Source organism: Beijerinckia sp. 28-YEA-48, from assembly GCF_900104955.1.
In the GTDB taxonomy this organism is placed as follows: Bacteria; Pseudomonadota; Alphaproteobacteria; order Rhizobiales; family Beijerinckiaceae; genus Terripilifer.
Window position 1 is genome coordinate 4,447,347 of sequence record NZ_FNSI01000001.1, and the last position, 18,561, is coordinate 4,465,907.

An 18,561-nucleotide genomic window follows, 5' to 3' on the forward strand; every position below is an offset into this window, starting at 1 on the left:
GCTGGATGCCGCAGCGCAAAACAACTCGGGGCGGTGGTCCGGGGAACTTTATTTTCGAGAACTTGTTTCACCTGACGGGGCATGTATGGATTTCCCAATATCAATTTCCAAAGGGCGATCGGCCCAAATGCGAGGAAACCATGCTGGCTGGCTGGTATGAACGTTGTGGTCCGGCCGATGAGGTGATTTCCGTCGGCGAGATCGAAAAGCCGCTCGCCGGTCCGGGCGAAGTGCTTGTCCGCGTTCATGCCTCCGGCATCAATCCGTCCGACTACAAGCGCCGCGCCAACGTAAAGGCCGGCATGGAATTCCCACGCATCGTGCCGCATTCGGATGGCGCCGGCACCGTGGCGGCGCTCGGCCCTGGCGTCAGCAATTATCGCGTCGGCGACCGGGTGTGGATGTTCAACGCGCAATGGGCCCGGCCGATGGGCTCGGCGGCGGAATTCGTCAGCCTGCCTGCCACGCTGATCCGGCCGCTGCCGAACTGCGTCAGTTTCGAGGAAGGCGCGTGCCTGGGCATTCCAGCCATGACCGCCTATCATGCGATTTTCCGCGACGGCCCGGTGAAGGGGCAAACCATCTATGTACCGGCGGCGACAGGCCGTGTCGGCGCCTATGCCATTCAATTCGCTCGCTGGGGCGGCGCCCGCGTGATCGCCAGCACCGGATCGCGCGACAAGATGGATGCGATCAAAGCACTTGGCGCCGATGTGGTTCTCGACCGCAACAGCGATCTGTCGAAAAGCATTCTAGAGCATGCGGATGGGCGCGGCGTCGACCGCGTCATCGAGATCGATTTCGGCCATCAGATCGGCTTTGACGAGCAAATCGTGGCTGAAGGCGGCACGATCGTATCATATGGCGCGGCCGCGCCCGGAAAAGCCGAGATCACGCTGTCTCCCAGGCGCGCGCGCAACATGTCGGTGCATTTCATCTTCGTCTATATGTTGTCGGATGCACAGAAGCAGACGACCTGCGATGGCATTCTGCAGGCGATCCGCGACAAGGCCTTGCGCCACCGGATCGCCGGCACGGTGCCGCTGATGGATCTGGCGCGCGCCCATCGCGAGGCGGAAAGCCAGGCGGGCACCGGCCATATGGTCGTCACTCTGTAACAACGACCCAATGATCGCTGGTGTTTACGCGACTTTGTTCGCCACGGCCTTCCTGGCCGCGACCATCCTGCCGTTCTCTTCCGAACTGGTGCTGGTCGGATATTTGGCCACGAGCGACCGGCCTTGGGCGATGCTGATCGCCGTGGCCAGCCTCGGCAATGTGCTGGGATCGATCACCAATTGGGCGCTGGGACGCGGGCTCAATCTGTTTCGCGAGCGGCGCTGGTTTCCTGTTGATGCCCGTGCGCTGGCCCGCGCCGAGCGCTGGTATCACCGCTATGGCCGCTGGTCCTTGCTGTTGAGCTGGGTGCCGATCATTGGCGATCCCCTGACGGTGATCGCAGGCTTTCTGCGCGAGCCGCTGTGGATTTTCATTTTGATCGTCGGCGTGGTGAAAGTGGCGCGCTATTTGGTAGTGGCGGCGGCTGTGGCGGGGTTTGTTTGAGCGAACACCGTTGGTGTCATCCCGGACCCCAAAGGCGATCCGGGATCCTGTGTGTTTGGGATGTGGTAGAGATTTTAAAAGTGGTTGCGGCGTAGACATAAACTACAATGGCAAGCAACGTATCGCTCGCCCTGGATCCCGGATCACTTGCTGCGCAAGTGTCCAGGATGACACGAGGGTGCGAGACTAACCTCGCAGCTGCCGGCGCGCCTTGCGCACCAGATAATCGAAGTTGATCTTGTGCTGTTCCGGCCGGCAGATCTTGTCGTGCAGACGCATGATGTCGTCGCGCGGAAATTCGGCGCCGACCGAACCGGTGGATTCGGCGAGGATCTGAATCTGCGCCGCGTTTTCCAGCATGATCGTCAGAATCACGCATTCCTCCAAAGTACCGCCAACGGTTGCGACGCCATGGTTTTTCAGGAAAGCGGCTTTGGTGCCACCAAGCGCTTTGGCGACGCCGGCACCCATGTCCTTGGAGCGAATGAGGTCGATCGTGTCGCGGTAGACGCCGATGCCGTCGGCGAAGACGGCGCTCGGCTGGCTGATCATGCGCAGGGGCCGATCGGTGGCCGACAGGGCGACCGCATGGGTGGGATGAGCATGGATGACCGAATGCACATCGGGCCGGATGCGGAAGATTTCGGAATGAATATAGACTTCGCTGTGGCGCGGACCACCGCCGGCGATCTTCTCACCTTCGATGTTGCAGGTGACGATATTGTCCATCGTCATCTCGTCGAAACCGAAACTATGCGGCTTCATATAGAAGAGTTCCGTCTCGCCCGGCACGCGGATGGACACATGCCCACGCGTGAAATCGCCGAGGCCGGCGGCCTCGAGCACCAGGCCCGCATCGATCAGTTTCTGTTTAGCTTCGTCCTTGGTCATTGTTTCCTCCGGCTCCGTGATCGGCCTTACCACCGCTGGTGAACGATTTGGCGGCGCGTTGCAACCCGGCTGGAGCGATCAACTGGTTTTCTTCTGGTGCATGGAATGTTCTTTTGTTCTTCTTATCCATTTGAAATAGATGATAAATATTTGCAGTTATCCACCTGATATACGCCCTTTTTCCAGAGCTTATGCAGAGGCTTGTTCCGTCTCGCCGCCGGCTTGCTTTCGGCTGTAAATCCGAGGCAATGTCGCCGCGATTTGGCCGGGAGGAACAACAATGACAATCTCACTTTACGAGGCATCGGTGCCTGTCTTCACGCAGCTGCTCACCGGCGTCTCGGCCCTGCTCGACAAGCTGTGCGAACAGGCGGCGGCAAAGAAAATCGACCCGGCGCTTTTCCTCAACGAGCGGCTCTATCCCAATATGTTCACCTATGGCCGGCAGATGCAGGCCATGTGCGACTGGGCCAACAACACCACCGCTTGGCTCGCCGGCATCGATCCGCCCAAATTCGCTAATGACGAGAGGACGATCGCCGACTGGAAGGGACGCATCAAGCGGACGCTCGACTTCATCGGCACGGTCGACGCCAATGCGATGAACGGCGCCGAGGACAAGGACATCGTCTATCCGGCGGCCGGTGGCACCCGTCATATGAAGGGCAAGGATTTTCTGCTGCATCAGGCGCTGCCTCAGTTTTATTTTCACGTCACGATCGCCTATGCGATTTTGCGGGCCCGCGGGATCGACTGCGGCAAGCGCGATTTCGTCGGCCCGATCCCGCGCATGACCCAGCTCACGTAAGCGCAGATTAAACCCTGAAAAATGTGAGCCCGGTTCACTAGCGAACCATTGGCTCGCGCTGTACCACACGCCCCTGGATTCCCGCTCGCGCTTATGGCGCGTCGGGAATGACACCAAGAAATTTCCAAGCGGCTGAACCGTTCACCCAAAGCAAAAGGATCAAGTCATGATTAAGCGTATCGAATCTGGCGCGCGTATGAGCAAGGCCGTGGTTCACGGCAACACGGTCTATCTGGCCGGCCAGGTCGCCGACAAAGCCAAGGGCAAGAGCGTCGGCGAACAGACGACCGAGATTCTGTCGATCATCGATGGGCTTTTGGAAAAGGCCGGCACCGACAAGACGAAGATCCTCTCCGTCAACATCTGGCTGACCGATATGTCGACCTTCGGCGAGATGAACGCCGTGTGGGACACGTGGGTTGTCGCTGGCCAGACACCGGCTCGCGCGACGGTGGAATCGAAGCTCGCCGCCCCCGACTACAAGGTCGAGATCGCGGTCATCGCCGCCATCGCGTAAAGATCAGATGGGACCGGCCTTTTCGCCATTGAGCGGATTGGCCGGATCCCATTCGTACTGCATGGTCTCGAAGCGCATAGACCAGGCATCGACCAGCAGAAAGCGGCCGATAAGGGCATCCCCGAAGCCGACGATCTGGCGCACAACTTCCATCGCCATCATCGCGCCCATCGTACCGGTCAGCGCGCCGAGAACGCCCGCTTCCGAACAGGTCGGCACCGTGCCCGCCGGCGGCGGCTCGGGAAACAGACAGCGATAGGTCGGATTGGGCTTGCCATCTTCGCCGCGCTCGAACGGACGCAGGGTCGTCAGCGAGCCATCGAACACGCCAACCGCCGCCGTGACCAGCGGCTTGCCCTCGAAAAAGCAGGCATCGGACACCGCATAGCGCGTGTCGAAATTGTCCGAGCCATCGGCGATCACATCATAATCGCGCACCAGCGCCCGCGCGTTCTCCACATTCAGCCGCACCACGTGCGACACGAAGGCGACGTGCGGATTGAGACGGCCGACCGCATCGCGCGCACTGTCGAGCTTCAAGCGACCGACATCGGCGGTGTTGTGGATCACCTGGCGCTGCAGATTGGAGAGCGCGACGGTGTCATCATCGACGACGCCGATTGTGCCAACACCGGCAGCGGCGAGATATTGAATGAGGGGGGAGCCCAGGGCGCCCGCGCCGATGACCAGAACACGCGCGCTTTTAAGCTTCTGCTGGCCTGGACCACCGATGCCGCGCAGCACGATATGGCGCGCATAGCGTTCGATTTCCTCTTCGTTCAATTTTTCAGGCTGTGTCATGGCCGCAAACACTCAGCTACTCCCCTGCCGTCATCATACGCTTCCCGCAGGGCGTGATCTCGTTTAGAGCAGGCAACCATGTTCAGAACGCTCCTTCTTCTGCAAGTCGCGGCTATCGCATTGGTCGCTCTGGTTTTTGGCCTATGGCCGCAGCTCGATCTCGATGCGGCCCGCGCCTTTGTCGGCAGCGACGGACTGTTCATCGGCGCGACACGGGCCGGCGTTGCATTGCGCTATGTGTTTTATGTGGCGCCGCTGGCGCTGGCGATCATTCTGCTGCTGCTGTGGCTGATCGCCAAGCGGCGCACGCTGCGCTGGCCGGTGCCCAGCAATAAAGCGATGGCCTTCATGGTCATCTGCCTGGCGCTGGGACCAGGGCTTCTGACCAATGTCATCCTCAAGGAACATTCGCACCGTCCCAGACCGTTCCATGTGGCCGAGGTCAACAAGGGCGGCATCTGGCCGTTCCGGCCCTGGTACAAATTCGACGGCCAATGCCAGAGCAATTGCTCCTTCGTCTCCGGCGAGGCCTCATCCTCCATGTGGACCCTGGCGCCGGCGCTGATGGCGCCGCCGCCCTTCCAGGCCGCCGCCATTGTCGGGTCGATCATCCTGACCATCGCCACTGGCTTGTGGCGCATGGCGCTCGGCGGCCATTTCCTGTCCGACGTCCTGCTCGGCGCCTTGCTGACCAGCCTGCTGATCACCCTGGTCTATGGAGCGATGTTTCGCCGCCGGCCGCCGCCCGCTTAAGGCCAGTTTCGGGTCTATCCGCCCCTTGCGCCCGCCCCGCGCCTTACTATAGTCCCGGCCGATCCAAATCCGCCGCGCGCGAGCCTTCGTTTTTGCGCGACCGTTTCCAGAGAGTTTGCAGCCCATGTCGAAGCCCAAGTCCGATATCAAGCGCGTCGTGCTCGCCTATTCCGGTGGCCTCGACACCTCGATCATCCTGAAATGGCTTCAGACCGAATATGGCTGCGAGGTCGTGACCTTCACCGCCGACCTCGGCCAGGGCGAGGAGCTGGAACCAGCCCGCCAGAAGGCGCTGCTGCTCGGCATCAAGCCGGAAAACATCTTCATCGAGGATCTGCGCGAAGAATTCGTGCGCGACTATGTGTTCCCGATGTTCCGCGCCAATGCCCAGTATGAAGGGCTCTATCTGCTCGGCACCTCGATCGCCCGGCCGCTGATCGCCAAGAAACAGATCGAAATCGCCCGCAAGGTCGGCGCCGATGCGGTCTGCCATGGCGCCACCGGCAAGGGTAACGACCAGGTGCGCTTCGAGCTTGGCTATTATGCGCTGGAGCCGGATATCAAGGTCATCGCGCCGTGGCGCGAATGGGACCTGACGTCGCGCACGGCCCTGCTCGCCTTCGCCGAAAAGAACCAGATTCCCATTGCCAAGGACAAGCGTGGCGAGGCGCCGTTCTCAGTCGACGCCAATCTGCTGCACGCCTCCTCAGAGGGCAAAGTGCTGGAAGATCCGGCCCTGGAAACGCCGGATTACGTCTATTCCCGCACGATCGACCCGGAAAAGGCGCCCGATCAGGCGACTTACATCACGATCGACTTCGAAAAGGGCGATCCGGTCGCCATCGACGGCCAGAAAATGTCGCCGGCGACCCTGCTGACGCGTCTGAACGAACTCGGCCGGGCCAATGGCATTGGCCGGCTCGATCTGGTCGAAAACCGCTTCGTCGGCATGAAGTCGCGCGGCATGTATGAGACGCCGGGCGGCACGATCCTCTATTTCGCCCATCGCGGCATCGAATCGCTGACGCTCGACCGTGGCGCGGCCCATCTCAAGGATGAGCTAATGCCGAAATATGCCGAGCTGATCTACAACGGCTTCTGGTTCTCGCCGGAGCGCGAGATGCTGCAGGCCTTGATCGATCGCAGCCAGGAATTCGTCACCGGCCGGGTCCGCCTGAAACTGTACAAAGGCAGCGCCTGGGTTGTCGGCCGCGAAAGCAAGTATTCCTTGTATGATCAGGATCTTGTGACCTTCGAAGAGGGTGCGGCGGCCTATGATCACCGAGATGCGGCGGGCTTCATCAAGCTGAACGCGCTGCGCCTGCGGACCCTGGAGAAGCGTAACCGCAAGACGAAGGGCTAGCCGCTAAGCTGCGTTTCTTTCAAAACGCGTTTTTGCCCCCTAGGTCTTTGTTATGACGTGTCTTTGCGATGCTAGGCATCGTCAAGCTGTGCAATGCCGTGACTTCTTTTTGCGGCACTGCACTCTTTCGCGTTCCCAAAGCCGCTAATTTCGTATATGGGAAGCCGCGTCCGCGTTGCGCCAAGCCTCGCGGCGCGTCCGTTTTCGCGCGTTCGGCGCTGAAGAGCGGCCTCTCCAACGAGATCACACGACCTATGAAACTGCGAAATATCGCCATCATCGCGCACGTCGATCACGGCAAAACCACGCTGGTCGACCGTTTGCTTCAGCAGTCCGGGTCATTCCGCGACAATCAACGCGTCGCTGAACGCGTCATGGATTCCAACGACCTGGAAAAGGAACGAGGCATCACCATTCTCGCCAAGGCGACTTCGGTGGTGTGGAAGGACGTCCGGGTCAACATCGTCGACACGCCAGGCCACGCCGACTTCGGTGGTGAGGTCGAGCGCATTCTGTCGATGGTCGACAGCGCCATCGTCCTGGTGGACGCGGCCGAAGGGCCGATGCCGCAGACGAAATTCGTCGTCGGCAAGGCGCTCAAGATCGGCCTGAAGCCGATCGTCTGCATCAACAAGGTCGATCGGCCGGATGCGCGAGTGACCGAGGTGGTCAACGAAGTGTTCGATCTGTTCGCCGCCCTTGATGCGACCGACGAGCAACTCGACTTCCCGATCATCTACGGCTCGGCCAAACAAGGCTGGATGGCAGAGTCCCCGGAAGGTCCCAATGATCAGGGCATGGCCGCACTGTTCGATCTCGTGCTGCGCCATGTTCCTGAACCCACCATCGAAGCAGGTGCGTTCCGCATGCTCGGCACCCTGCTGGAAGCCAATCCTTATCTCGGCCGGGTCGTCACCGGCCGAGTTTTTGCAGGGACCATCAAGCCGAACCAGGCGGTGAAGGTTCTCGACCATACCGGCAAAGTGGTGGAAACCGGCCGCGTCTCGAAAATTCTCGCTTTCCGCGGTATCGAGCGCCAGCCAATCGACGAGGCGGAAGCAGGCGACATCGTCGCCATCGCCGGTCTGGAAAAGTACAACGTCGCCGATACGCTGTGCGCCCCTGAGGTGAGCGAACCGCTGCAGGCGCAGCCGATCGATCCGCCGACCCTGTCGATGACCTTCATGGTCAACGATTCGCCGCTCGCCGGCACTGAGGGCGACAAGGTGACGAGCCGCGTCATTCGCGACCGTCTGTTCCGCGAAGCGGAAGGCAATGTCGCCCTGCGCGTCGAGCCCGCACCGAACTCCGATGCCTATATCGTGTCTGGTCGTGGCGAATTGCAACTCGCCATTCTGATCGAGACCATGCGTCGCGAAGGGTTCGAGCTGTCGATCTCGCGGCCGCGCGTGGTGTTCCAGCGCGGTGAAGACGGCGAAACGCTCGAGCCGATCGAGGAAGTCGTCATCGACGTGGATGAAGAACATTCCGGCGTCGTCGTGCAGAAGATGGCCGAACGCAAGGCTGAGATGATCGAAATGCGCCCCTCCGGCGGCAATCGTCTGCGCCTGGTGTTCCACGCCCCGACGCGTGGCCTCATCGGCTATCAGGGCGAACTGCTCACCGATACCCGTGGCACGGCGATCATGAACCGCCTGTTCCACGAATATGCGCCTTACAAGGGTGACATTCAGGGCCGCCGCAACGGCGTGCTGATCTCCAACGAAGCGGGCGAAGCTGTCGCCTACGCGCTGTGGAAGCTGGAAGATCGCGGCCCGATGATGATCGAGCCCGGTTGGAAGGTCTATCGCGGCATGATCGTTGGCGAACATACCCGCGACAACGACCTTGAGATCAACGTGCTGAAGGGCAAGCAGCTCACCAACATTCGCACGCAGAGCAAGGACGAAGCGGTGCGCCTGACGCCGCCGATCCGCATGACCCTCGAAAAGGCGCTGGCCTATATCGAGGATGACGAGCGGGTGGAAGTGACGCCGAAGTCGATCCGGCTGCGCAAGGCGATCCTCGATCCGAACGATCGCAAGCGCGCCGAGCGCTCGAAGGAAGCCGTAGCCTAAACCATTGTTGTCCCTGGCTTAACGGGACAGCAAGATTCCTGTCCTAGCGTGGATGTCTGCGGTTTGCCGCAACAACACGCTAGGATGGCTCTGCGGTGCTCACAATCAACCCCAACAAGCGGCGCAGCCCCCTGGCCAGGCAACAGGCCTCGTTGGAGCGCTCACGCGTCGGCATCGGGGAAGAGCCAGCCCATCCAGAAACGTCACAGCCGCCTACGGATGCTCCGTCGCGCGAAGCGGCGCAGCACTTGATCCAGACGCTCTGGACGACCCTGCCGCCTGCCGGGTCAACCTGGAGCCTGGCACAACGCCAAGCCTGGTTGCGATCGGCCGAACAGGTCTTCGCCCTCGTCTACACGCGCGAAAGCTGATCCGTCTTCAGCGCTGGCACTTTGCGCAAAAGAACGTCGAGCGGCCCGATTGCACGATGCGCTGGATGGTGCCGGTGCATTTCGGGGTCGGACAGGGCGTACCTTCGCGATCGTAAACCCGGAACGAATGCTGAAAATAGCCGAGCGTTCCGTCCGTCTGGCGATGATCACGCAGCGACGAACCGCCGGCCGCCACCGCCTCCATCAACACATCACGGATCGACACCGCCAGCAGATCGGCTTTGCCGGCCATGAGGCCCTTGTTCTTGGCCAGCGTTCCTGCGGCGCGGCGCGGCGACAACCCCGAACGATGCAGGGCTTCACTGACATAGATATTGCCGAGGCCAGCGATCAGCCGCTGATCCAACAGCGCCGCTTTCAACGGCGCTTTCTTATCCGCAAAAACCGTGGCGATCAGGGTGCCGTCCAGCTCATTGCCCAAGGGCTCGATGCCCATGCTGGCGAACAGCGGATGGGCGGCCAGCTCGTTGCGTGCGATGAGCTGCATGAAGCCAAAGCGGCGCGGATCGTTGTAGATAATGCGCGCGCCGTTCGACATTTTGAACGTCACATGATCGTGCGCCGCCGCCTTGGAACGATCATATTGAAACGCGCCTGGTGTCGCCTCCTCACCGTCTCGCTCAATGCGGAATGAGCCACTCATGCCCAGATGCATGACCAGCACGGTGCCATCATCGAGATCGCCGACGAGATATTTGGCGCGCCGGCCCAGGCCAACCAATTGCCGCCCTTGAAGCCGTTCGACGAAACGCTCAGGGAAGGGAAAGCGCAGATTGGGACGCCGCTGCTCGACGGCGGCGAAGGTCTCGCCGGTCATATGCGGCTCAAGGCCGCGACGGACGGTTTCGACTTCGGGAAGTTCAGGCATGGCGTTCCGACGCGTCAGATGTTCACGATGACATAAAGTAAGGACTGACTTACATAGCCTCCAGGCAGCAGGCGCGCTATGGTCTTCGCCGCCGGAGATAGTCATGCAAACCGACCAAAAACCAGCCGAAACCACCGATTCCGACATTGATTTCGGCTTTTCGCGCGTTCAGCTCGGCGAAAAGCAGGGGCTAGTCAACGACGTCTTCCATAAGGTGGCGGGCCGTTACGACCTGATGAACGACCTGATGTCGGCCGGGCTGCACCGGATCTGGAAGGATATTCTGGTTGGACGGATCGGCCTGAGCCAGAGCCGACGTTTTCGCCATATCGATGTGGCGGGTGGCACCGGCGACGTCGCCTTCCGCATCGCCGACGCCGGCGGCCCCGATACCCGCGTTACGGTCGCCGACATCAATGGCGCCATGCTCGATGTCGGACGCGAGCGCGCCATCAAGCGGCATCTCGACGGCCAAGTCGATTTCGTCGAGGCCAATGCGGAAGAACTGCCCTTCGAGGACAATTCCTTCGACGGCTATACGATCGCCTTCGGCATTCGGAACGTGCCGCGCCGCGACAAGGCGCTGCGCGAAGCCTGGCGCGTGCTGCGCCGGGGCGGGCACTTCCAGTGCCTGGAGTTTTCCGAAGTCGACGTGCCGCTGCTCGACAAATTCTATCGCACCTATTCCTTCACCGCGATCCCAGCAATCGGCAAGGTCATCACCGGAGACGGCCAGCCCTATCGCTATCTGGTGGAATCGATCGCGCAATTCCCGCCGCCGGAAACATTCCGCCAGATGGTGGAGGATGCCGGCTTCCAGCGCGCCCGCTTCCAACGCCTGAGCGGTGGCATCGTGGCCATTCATTCCGGCTGGAAGCTGTAGGACCCCCCTTTGTTTCAAGCAGTCGGTCATATCTTTCGTCTGGTGCAGGCCTCCTATGTGATGGCGCGCGAAGGCGTGTTCTCGGACGTCGATGCCAGCATGCTGCCGCCGCCGGCGCGCGCGCCGTTGGCGCTGGCCAAGCTGATCGCGCGGCGCACGAGCGGCGGAACCGGCTCGCGCTTGACGCGCGCCATGGCGCGCCTTGGCCCGTCCTATGTGAAACTCGGTCAGTTTCTGGCGACGCGGCCCGATATCGTCGGCATGAATTCAGCGCGCGAGCTCGAAGCCCTGCAGGATCGGATGCCGCCCTTCCCGCGCGACGAAGCGGTCAGGGTCATCGAACGATCGTTCGATAAGAAGCTCGCCGACATCTACGCCGACTTCAGCGAACCGGTGGCGGCGGCCTCAATCGCACAGGTCCATAAAGCAACGGTCTCCGACGCAACCGGCACGCGCGAAGTGGCCGTCAAAGTGCTGCGGCCCGGCATCGAGCGGCGCTTCGCGCGCGATCTCACCGACATGTTCTTTGCCGCGCGCATCGCCGAACGTTGGTCGGCGGAGGCACGACGCCTGCGCTTCATCGGCATTGTCGAAACCCTGGCGCGCACCGTGCGCATGGAAATGGATTTTCGGCTGGAAGCGGCCGCCGCGTCCGAATTCGGCGAGAATGTCGCCAAGGACCACGATTTCCGCGTGCCCGATGTCGATTGGAATCTAACCGCCAAGGATGTGCTGACCTTGGAGTGGATCGACGGCGTGCCACTGTCCGACATCGCCGCGCTCGAACGCAGCGGTTTCGATCGCCGGAATCTCGGCCGCATCGTCATCCAATCGTTCCTGACCCATGCGGTGCGCGACGGCCTGTTCCATGCCGACATGCATCAGGGCAATCTGTTCATTGATCGCGACAGCCGACTTGTCGCGGTCGACTTCGGCATCATGGGCCGGCTCGGCCCGAAGGAACGGCGTTTCCTCGCCGAAATCCTGTTCGGCTTCATTACGCGCAATTACCAGCGCGTCGCCGAAGTGCATTTCGAGGCGGGCTATGTGCCGTCGTCGCAGCGCGTCGCCGATTTCGCCCAAGCCATTCGCGCCATCGGTGAGCCGATCCATTCGCGCAAGGCCGATGAAATCTCGATGGCGAAGCTTTTGACTTTGCTGTTTGAGATCACCGCCCTCTTCGAAATGAAGACGCGCACCGAACTGGTCATGCTGCAGAAGACCATGGTGGTCGTCGAAGGCGTGGCGCGCTCGCTCGACCCGCACCTTGATATGTGGGCGACAGCCGAACCGGTCATCGGCGAATGGATCAAGGAGAAGCTCGGCCCGGTCGGCATCATGCAGGAAGCGGGACGCGGCGTCACCAATCTCGGCAAGATCGCCTTTCAGCTGCCGGACCTGCTCGATCGCGCCGAAGCCCTGGTGCGACGGCTCAACGATGATCAGTTCCTTTTCGATAGCGAGCGCGCGCTCGAAAAGGCCGCCGCGTCAGCCGGCGAACACTGGAAATGGATGGGCATATGGACGGTCGTCATCCTTCTGGTCGTGGCGTTGATGGTGCGCTAACCTCGCGTTTTGCCCAATTCTTTCGGCCCTTGGTGGGAACATGCTGACAGGCAAGCGGATTCTCCTGGTGATCGGTGGCGGCATCGCCGCCTATAAGGCGCTTGACCTGATCCGGCGCCTGCGTGAGCGCGGCGCCACGGTGCGCGCCGTGCTGACGCCAGCGGCCAGCCATTTCGTCACGCCGCTCTCGGTGGCCGCGCTCTCGGGCGAGAAGGTCAGCGAAGATCTGTTCTCGCTGACCGACGAAGCCGAGATGGGCCATATCGAACTGTCGCGCGACGCTGATCTTTTGGCTGTGGTGCCGGCCACCGCCGACCTCATCGCCAAGATGGCCAATGGTTTGGCGAACGATCTCGCCTCGACCTTGCTGCTCGCCACCGACAAGAAGACGATCGTCGCGCCGGCGATGAACCTGCGCATGTGGCTGCATCCGGCAACCCAGCGCAATGTGCAGCGGCTGCGCGAGGACGGCGTTGCCTTTGTCGGCCCGGTCGATGGCGCCATGGCCTGCGGCGAGTTTGGACCGGGACGGATGAGCGAGCCGCTGGAGATTGTCGCTGGCATCGAAGAGATGCTCAAGCAGTCGACCGTCATTGCGCTGCCAAGCGGCGAAACCTCGAACGCACTGCGCGGCAAGCATGTGGTGATTACTTCCGGCCCAACCCATGAGCCGATCGATCCGGTGCGCTACATCGCCAATCGCTCGTCGGGACGGCAAGGCCATGCGATCGCCGCAGCCGCAGCCGCGGCCGGCGCCAAAGTGACTTTGATCAGCGGCCCGGTTTCAATCCCCGATCCGGCTGGCGTGCACACCGTGCATGTGGAGACCGCCGAGCAAATGTTGCAGGCGACGCGCCAGGCGCTGCCCGCCGATCTGTTCATCGCCGCAGCCGCCGTCGCCGATTGGCGCGTGGCCACGGCGAACGACAACAAGATCAAGAAGGGCAAAGAGGCGCCGACGCTCACCTTCGCCGAAAACCCGGATATCCTGGCCACAGTCGCGGCGCTGACGAAAGGGCGGCCACAGCTCGTGGTTGGCTTTGCAGCGGAAACCGAAAAGGTCGAGGACTATGCGCGCCAGAAGCTGGCACGTAAGAAATGCGACATGATCATCGCCAACGACGTCAGCCCGGGAACCGGGGTGATGGGTGGCGATGAAAATACAGTTCACATCGTCACGACGACCGGCATAGAAACATGGCCGAAAATGAAGAAGGACGAAGTTGCAGTGAAACTCGTTGCCCTGCTGGCCCAACGCCTTGAGGCCCGCTCATGAACACCATTCGCGTTCCCGTCATCCGCCTGCCGCATAGCGGGGGGCTCGACTTGCCGCGTTATCAAAGCACTGGCGCGGCCGGACTGGATCTTGTCGCCGCCATTCCCGCCGATGATCAGGTCTCGATCGCGCCTGGCCAACGCCGCCTCGTGCCGACAGGCCTGGCGATCGCTTTGCCCGATGGCTACGAGGCGCAGGTTCGCCCCCGCTCCGGCCTCGCCCTTAAAAATGGCGTGACGGTCCTGAATGCTCCGGGTACGGTCGACAGCGATTACCGGGGGGAAATCGGAGTGATCCTGATCAATCTGGGCGATGTGCCCTTCGTTATTGCTCGCGGCGATCGCATCGCGCAGATGGTGGTCGCACCCGTCAGCCAGCTTGAGTTCGAAGAGACATCGGCGCTGGCAACATCGGAGCGTGGCGCCGGTGGCTTCGGGTCGACAGGCGGGCGGGATGGCGCCAAATGATCCTGTTATCGCGTCGGGCTGTTCTGGCCATAGCGGCCGTCGTCGATATCGCGCTGCATGCGCGCCCGTCGCCCGTGGCAGCCAAGACGCTCGCAGGCCGGCATCAGCTGCCGCCCCGGCATCTTGAAACACTGCTGCAAGCCCTGGTCCATGCTAATATCCTCAAAGGCGTGCGGGGACCGCGCGGTGGCTATGAACTGGCCCGCGAGCGGCGGCGCATTTCGGTCGGCGAAATCGTCCGGGCGGCTATGTCCGAGACCTTCGACGACCAGAGCGAAGATCGCACCGCCTCGCCGCTGGTCGATAAAGTCATCGTTCCGCTGATCGCCGACGCCAGCAAGGAGCTCCTGGCCATTCTGGACCGGTCGACAGTGGAAGATCTTTGCCGGCAGGCCGAGACCGCATCGGCGGTCAGCGATGCCAAAGCGACGATTGATTTTACGATCTAGCTTTGGTATTTTATTATTTCGACAGTATTTATATGGTAATATCGAAGGAGGGTTCCGATGGCCGATGCAAAGCAGGATCAAGGGACCAAGGTGCCCGGCCGCGGCCGGATCTATGATTCCATCACCCAGACCATCGGCGACACGCCGATCGTCCGCCTCAACCGCATCGCCGCCGAGGCTGGGGTGAAGGCCAATATCCTGGCCAAGCTTGAGTTCTTCAACCCGATCTCGAGCGTCAAGGACCGGATCGGCGTCGCCATGATCGATGCCCTGGAAGCGGCCGGCAAGATCCAGCCTGGCAAGACCACCCTGGTCGAGCCGACGTCTGGCAATACCGGTATCGCGCTCGCCTTCGTGGCGGCGGCGCGCGGCTACAAACTGATGCTGGTGATGCCGGAATCGATGTCGATCGAACGGCGCAAAATGCTGGCCCTGCTCGGCGCCGAACTGGTGCTGACGCCTGCGGCGCAAGGCATGAAAGGCGCGATTGCCAAGGCTAACGAGATCGTCGCCGCAACGCCGGGCGCTGTCATTCCGCAGCAGTTCGAGAACCCGGCCAATCCGGAAATCCACCGCAAAACCACCGCCGAGGAGATCTGGAACGACACCAAAGGCACGGTCGACGTGATCATTTCGGGAATCGGCACCGGCGGCACGATCACGGGCGTCGGCCAGGTCCTGAAGCCACGTAAGCCTGGCCTTAAGATTGTTGCCGTCGAACCGGAGGATTCCCCAGTGCTCTCAGGCGGCCAGCCCGGCCCGCATAAGATTCAGGGCATTGGCGCCGGTTTCGTCCCTGCGATCCTGGACCGCACCGTGATTGACGAAGTGGTGACGGTGGGCAACCAGACCGCCTTCGACACATCGCGAAAACTGGCCCGGCTGGAAGGGGTTCCGGTCGGTATTTCGGCGGGGGCCGCCGTGGCCGCCGCCCTGGAAGTGGGCGCCCGGCCCGGGATGGAAGGTAAAAATATCGTTGTCATCCTTCCCGATTTCGCCGAACGCTACCTTTCGACGGCCTTGTTCGACGGACTCTGAGCCGGCACCGCAGCCAGACTCAGAAGCGTTGACGCCGATGGCTATTGCGCCTAAAAGGGCCCGCAAATGGCGGGTCTTTATTTGACCCGCCGCTGAAATTCCTGCCGGGCGGATGTCCGGCATTTTTTCGAGGACAACACATGGCTAACACCGCGTCGGCCCGCAAGGCTGTCAGAAAGATCGCGCATCGTACCGCGGTCAACCGCTCGCGCCGCAGCGCGATGCGTACCTATGTTCGCAAGCTCGAAGAGGCCATCGCTTCCGGTGATGCCACTGCCGCCAAGACGGCGTTCGACACTGCAGCCCCTGTCATCATGCGCGCAGCGCAGAAGGGCATCCTGCACAAGAACACCGCGTCGCGTAAGGTTTCGCGTCTTGCTATTCGCGTGAAGGCACTCTGATTTCAGACTGCGATCGCGTCTATCATTAGAATGGATTGAGAAGCCTGGATCGAAAGATCCAGGCTTCTTGTTTTGTGATTGTCACTTCGTCGTCACGCGGCATTTGCAACGCGCATTTCATCGAGCAAATAATCTTTCAAAGAATCAGCGTTTTGGGCCCCAAGATTTCTGTGTTCTCGGTGTGAGCCTGTTGCGAGAGTGACTCTGCCGCAGCAACATCTCGTGCGACGTTCTCAGCGCGTCAATTGCGACGGAAATGCGTAAATTTCTTGTCGCGCGGAATCAGCCATTTATCCGCGTCAATCTAAAAGCCGCACACGCTTGAATATTTATTTCAGCCCGCGCCTCGGCTTTATGTTGCGTGTTGTTCACAGCAGTGAATAAGTTGATCCAACGGCGCGGGCATGCTGCACGAGAATGTTCATCGCTCGGTAGCGGACAAAACATTTCAGCAAGAGTTTAAAGAGGCAGACGCGTGTCGTTGGAACGTGCAAGTGATGACTGTTGCCGGCTCGGGACAAGCCGGCAGCGGGGGCCAAACAAATGCAGATCAACTGCAAACGGAGACGGGGACATGGCGGCGAACTTTCATTTAACCATTTATCGTTTCGAACGTACTGCGCTTTCAGCTTTGCCGAGTTCGCTCGCGTTTAGGTCTTGACGCCGAACATCATTCGTAGCTGATCGCTTCTCAATTTCAGCACAGAAACCAATCATCATCACCGTGCGTTGCCGTCTGGCTATGCCAGGCGCAAGACGGATATTCTTTGGACATCGCCATGACACTCAACTCGCAACCCGCCTCAGATCACCACGCGCTTCGTCAAGCCGGCGAAACACCGCCGCGTGGCGAAACGAGTGTTGCCTGGGAACGCGTCTGCCAGCGTCTGCGCAGCGAAGTCGGCAAGGACATTTATAATTCCTGGTTCGCGCGCCTCGAATTCGAGCGCATGAACGACACGACGCTGTTTTGCACGGTGCCGACCAAATTTCTCAAAAGCTGGATTCAGTCGCACTATCTTGAGCGCCTGACGTTCGCGGTGAGCGCCGAATTCCCCGGCATGACCCATGTCCTCGTCGACGTGCGCTCAAGCGCGCGACGCCCGGTTCTTGTCGGCCAGCCGCAGAACGCGATTGGACTCGTTGGAGATTCGCACAACGACGTATCGCCTGTGCGCAGCAGCGGCGCTGTCGCGCCGACGGTACGGCGCATCGATACCGCGCCTGCGGAAGTCGAAGTCAACGACGCCTTCGCCGGCGCGCCGCTCGACAAGCACCTCACCTTCGATTCCTTTATCGTCGGCATGCCCAATCAGCTCGCCCATGCGGCCGCGCAGAAGGTCTCGCGCAGTTCGCGCGACGAACCGACGCAGTTCAATCCGCTCTACATTTATTCCTCGGTCGGCCTCGGCAAGACCCATCTACTGCAGGCGATCGCCCATTCGGCCAGCGCCAATGGACAGAAGGTCATTTACCTGACCGCCGAGCGCTTCATGTACAGCTTCGTCGCGGCGCTGCGCACGCAGACGGCGATCCAGTTTAAAGAGAAGCTGCGCGGCATCGATACGCTGGTCATCGACGACGTGCAGTTCCTGCGCGGCAAATCGATTCCGCAGGAGTTCTGCCACACGCTGAACGCGCTGATCGATGCGCGCCGCCAAGTGGTGATCGCCGCCGATCGGCCGCCGTCAGACCTGGAGACGATCGACGAGCGCACCCGCTCGCGCCTGGCCGGTGGCCTGTGCGTGCAGATGCGTCCGTTCGACGAGAACCTGCGCCTCAAGATGGTCGAATCGCTTGTCGCAACAGCCAAGACCGCGCATCCGAGCTTCAACGTGCCGGAAAGCGTCTTCAAATATGTCGCCAACGCCATTCAGACCAATGGCCGCGATCTCGACGGCGCCATCAACCGGCTCATCGCCCATTCGACCTTGGCCGGTGCGCCGCTGACGGTGGAGATGGCCGAAAGTGCTATTCGCGACCTGGTGCGCACCAGCGAGCCCAAGCGCGTGCGGATCGAAGACATCCAGAAGCTCGTCGCCAATCACTACAACGTGTCGAAGTCCGACATTCTGTCGTCACGCCGCACGGCCACCGTGGTGCGGCCGCGCCAGATCGCCATGTATCTGGCCAAGGTCCTGACCCTGCGCTCGCTGCCGGAGATCGGCCGCCGATTCGGTGGCCGCGATCACACCACAGTGCTGCATGCGGTGCGCAAGATCGAAGCCCTGTCGAAGAGCGACAATCCGCTGTCGGAAGAGCTCGAACTGTTGAAGCGCATGCTGACTGATTAGTGGTCAAAAGCCTTCTGGTCATGACCTTGATGTCATCCCGGACATCTGCGCAGCGAATGATCCGGGAACCAGGGGCAAGGGGTAGAGCCTGAGACGGCTGCTACCTTTTTGCAGGCATAGCCAAACGAACAGCAGCACGTACTTTGCCACTGG

At 61.2% G+C, this 18,561-nt stretch carries 19 protein-coding genes; 16 read left to right on the forward strand and 3 right to left on the reverse strand.

Annotated features, from left to right (window positions below):
• Positions 1-140 precede the first annotated feature (140 nt).
• Positions 141-1,118, forward strand: a complete 978-nt coding sequence (locus BLW50_RS20845; RefSeq protein WP_170850277.1) for an NADPH:quinone reductase — start codon at positions 141-143, stop codon at positions 1,116-1,118.
• Positions 1,119-1,128: 10 nt separating this feature from the next.
• Positions 1,129-1,563 carry a YqaA family protein gene (locus BLW50_RS20850; protein WP_090706126.1) on the forward strand — a complete coding sequence of 145 codons (435 nt, stop codon included), beginning with the start codon at positions 1,129-1,131 and terminating at the stop codon, positions 1,561-1,563.
• 186 nt (positions 1,564-1,749) lie between these two features.
• Here BLW50_RS20850 and BLW50_RS20855 read toward each other — a convergent pair whose 3' ends face one another.
• Positions 1,750-2,454 (reverse strand): class II aldolase/adducin family protein, encoded by a 705-nt coding sequence (locus BLW50_RS20855; RefSeq protein ID WP_090706128.1) that lies wholly within the window; start codon positions 2,452-2,454, stop codon positions 1,750-1,752.
• Positions 2,455-2,734: 280 nt separating this feature from the next.
• Here BLW50_RS20855 and BLW50_RS20860 point away from each other — a divergent pair, with 280 nt between their 5' ends.
• Together BLW50_RS20860 and BLW50_RS20865 are read left to right on the forward strand one after the other, a co-directional pair.
• Positions 2,735-3,262 (forward strand): DUF1993 domain-containing protein, encoded by a 528-nt coding sequence (locus BLW50_RS20860; RefSeq protein WP_090706130.1) that lies wholly within the window; start codon positions 2,735-2,737, stop codon positions 3,260-3,262.
• A 166-nt stretch (positions 3,263-3,428) separates the two neighbouring features.
• Entirely contained in the window at positions 3,429-3,779 is a 351-nt protein-coding gene (locus BLW50_RS20865; RefSeq protein ID WP_090706132.1) for a RidA family protein, read from the forward strand.
• A gap of 3 nt (positions 3,780-3,782) precedes the next feature.
• On the opposite strand, the gene moeB is transcribed toward BLW50_RS20865, so the two are convergent.
• Positions 3,783-4,580: a HesA/MoeB/ThiF family protein gene (gene moeB, locus BLW50_RS20870; RefSeq protein ID WP_090706134.1), complete on the reverse strand. Its 798-nt coding sequence runs from the start codon at positions 4,578-4,580 to the stop codon at positions 3,783-3,785.
• A 78-nt stretch (positions 4,581-4,658) separates the two neighbouring features.
• Between moeB and BLW50_RS20875 the strand changes: the two genes are divergently transcribed.
• The 4 genes from BLW50_RS20875 (at position 4,659) to BLW50_RS20890 (ending at position 9,145) form a co-directional block, all read left to right on the forward strand.
• On the forward strand, positions 4,659-5,333 hold the full coding sequence (locus tag BLW50_RS20875; protein WP_090706137.1) for a phosphatase PAP2 family protein: 675 nt from the start codon (positions 4,659-4,661) through the stop codon (positions 5,331-5,333).
• Positions 5,334-5,457: 124 nt separating this feature from the next.
• Positions 5,458-6,696: an argininosuccinate synthase gene (locus BLW50_RS20880; protein WP_090706139.1), complete on the forward strand. Its 1,239-nt coding sequence runs from the start codon at positions 5,458-5,460 to the stop codon at positions 6,694-6,696.
• Between the two features lie 254 nt (positions 6,697-6,950).
• Entirely contained in the window at positions 6,951-8,774 is a 1,824-nt protein-coding gene (gene typA / locus BLW50_RS20885; RefSeq protein WP_090709469.1) for a translational GTPase TypA, read from the forward strand.
• A 95-nt stretch (positions 8,775-8,869) separates the two neighbouring features.
• Positions 8,870-9,145 carry a hypothetical protein gene (locus tag BLW50_RS20890; RefSeq protein WP_090706141.1) on the forward strand — a complete coding sequence of 92 codons (276 nt, stop codon included), beginning with the start codon at positions 8,870-8,872 and terminating at the stop codon, positions 9,143-9,145.
• A 7-nt stretch (positions 9,146-9,152) separates the two neighbouring features.
• Here BLW50_RS20890 and mutM read toward each other — a convergent pair whose 3' ends face one another.
• Positions 9,153-10,034 (reverse strand): bifunctional DNA-formamidopyrimidine glycosylase/DNA-(apurinic or apyrimidinic site) lyase, encoded by an 882-nt coding sequence (gene mutM, locus BLW50_RS20895; protein ID WP_090706143.1) that lies wholly within the window; start codon positions 10,032-10,034, stop codon positions 9,153-9,155.
• A gap of 103 nt (positions 10,035-10,137) precedes the next feature.
• Between mutM and ubiE the strand changes: the two genes are divergently transcribed.
• From ubiE to dnaA, 8 genes are all read left to right on the forward strand, one after another.
• The gene (gene ubiE / locus BLW50_RS20900; RefSeq protein WP_090706145.1) at positions 10,138-10,917 is read left to right on the forward strand and encodes a bifunctional demethylmenaquinone methyltransferase/2-methoxy-6-polyprenyl-1,4-benzoquinol methylase UbiE; all 780 of its coding nucleotides are present in this window, start codon (positions 10,138-10,140) and stop codon (positions 10,915-10,917) included.
• A 9-nt stretch (positions 10,918-10,926) separates the two neighbouring features.
• Positions 10,927-12,483 (forward strand): 2-polyprenylphenol 6-hydroxylase, encoded by a 1,557-nt coding sequence (gene ubiB / locus BLW50_RS20905; RefSeq protein WP_090706147.1) that lies wholly within the window; start codon positions 10,927-10,929, stop codon positions 12,481-12,483.
• A gap of 40 nt (positions 12,484-12,523) precedes the next feature.
• The gene (gene coaBC, locus BLW50_RS20910; protein ID WP_090706149.1) at positions 12,524-13,759 is read left to right on the forward strand and encodes a bifunctional phosphopantothenoylcysteine decarboxylase/phosphopantothenate--cysteine ligase CoaBC; all 1,236 of its coding nucleotides are present in this window, start codon (positions 12,524-12,526) and stop codon (positions 13,757-13,759) included.
• Positions 13,756-14,226, forward strand: a complete 471-nt coding sequence (dut, locus tag BLW50_RS20915; protein ID WP_090706152.1) for a dUTP diphosphatase — start codon at positions 13,756-13,758, stop codon at positions 14,224-14,226. The genes coaBC and dut overlap by 4 nt, the downstream gene beginning before the upstream one ends.
• A complete protein-coding gene (locus tag BLW50_RS20920) occupies positions 14,223-14,675 on the forward strand; it encodes an RrF2 family transcriptional regulator (RefSeq protein WP_090706155.1) in 453 nt (150 codons plus the stop codon). The genes dut and BLW50_RS20920 overlap by 4 nt, the downstream gene beginning before the upstream one ends.
• 57 nt (positions 14,676-14,732) lie before the next feature.
• Positions 14,733-15,713 carry a cysteine synthase A gene (gene cysK / locus BLW50_RS20925; RefSeq protein ID WP_090706157.1) on the forward strand — a complete coding sequence of 327 codons (981 nt, stop codon included), beginning with the start codon at positions 14,733-14,735 and terminating at the stop codon, positions 15,711-15,713.
• Between the two features lie 140 nt (positions 15,714-15,853).
• A complete protein-coding gene (gene rpsT, locus BLW50_RS20930) occupies positions 15,854-16,114 on the forward strand; it encodes a 30S ribosomal protein S20 (protein ID WP_090706160.1) in 261 nt (86 codons plus the stop codon).
• Positions 16,115-16,893: 779 nt separating this feature from the next.
• Positions 16,894-18,408, forward strand: coding sequence for a chromosomal replication initiator protein DnaA (dnaA, locus tag BLW50_RS20935; protein WP_090709470.1), 1,515 nt, complete (start codon positions 16,894-16,896; stop codon positions 18,406-18,408).
• Positions 18,409-18,561: the final 153 nt, after the last annotated feature.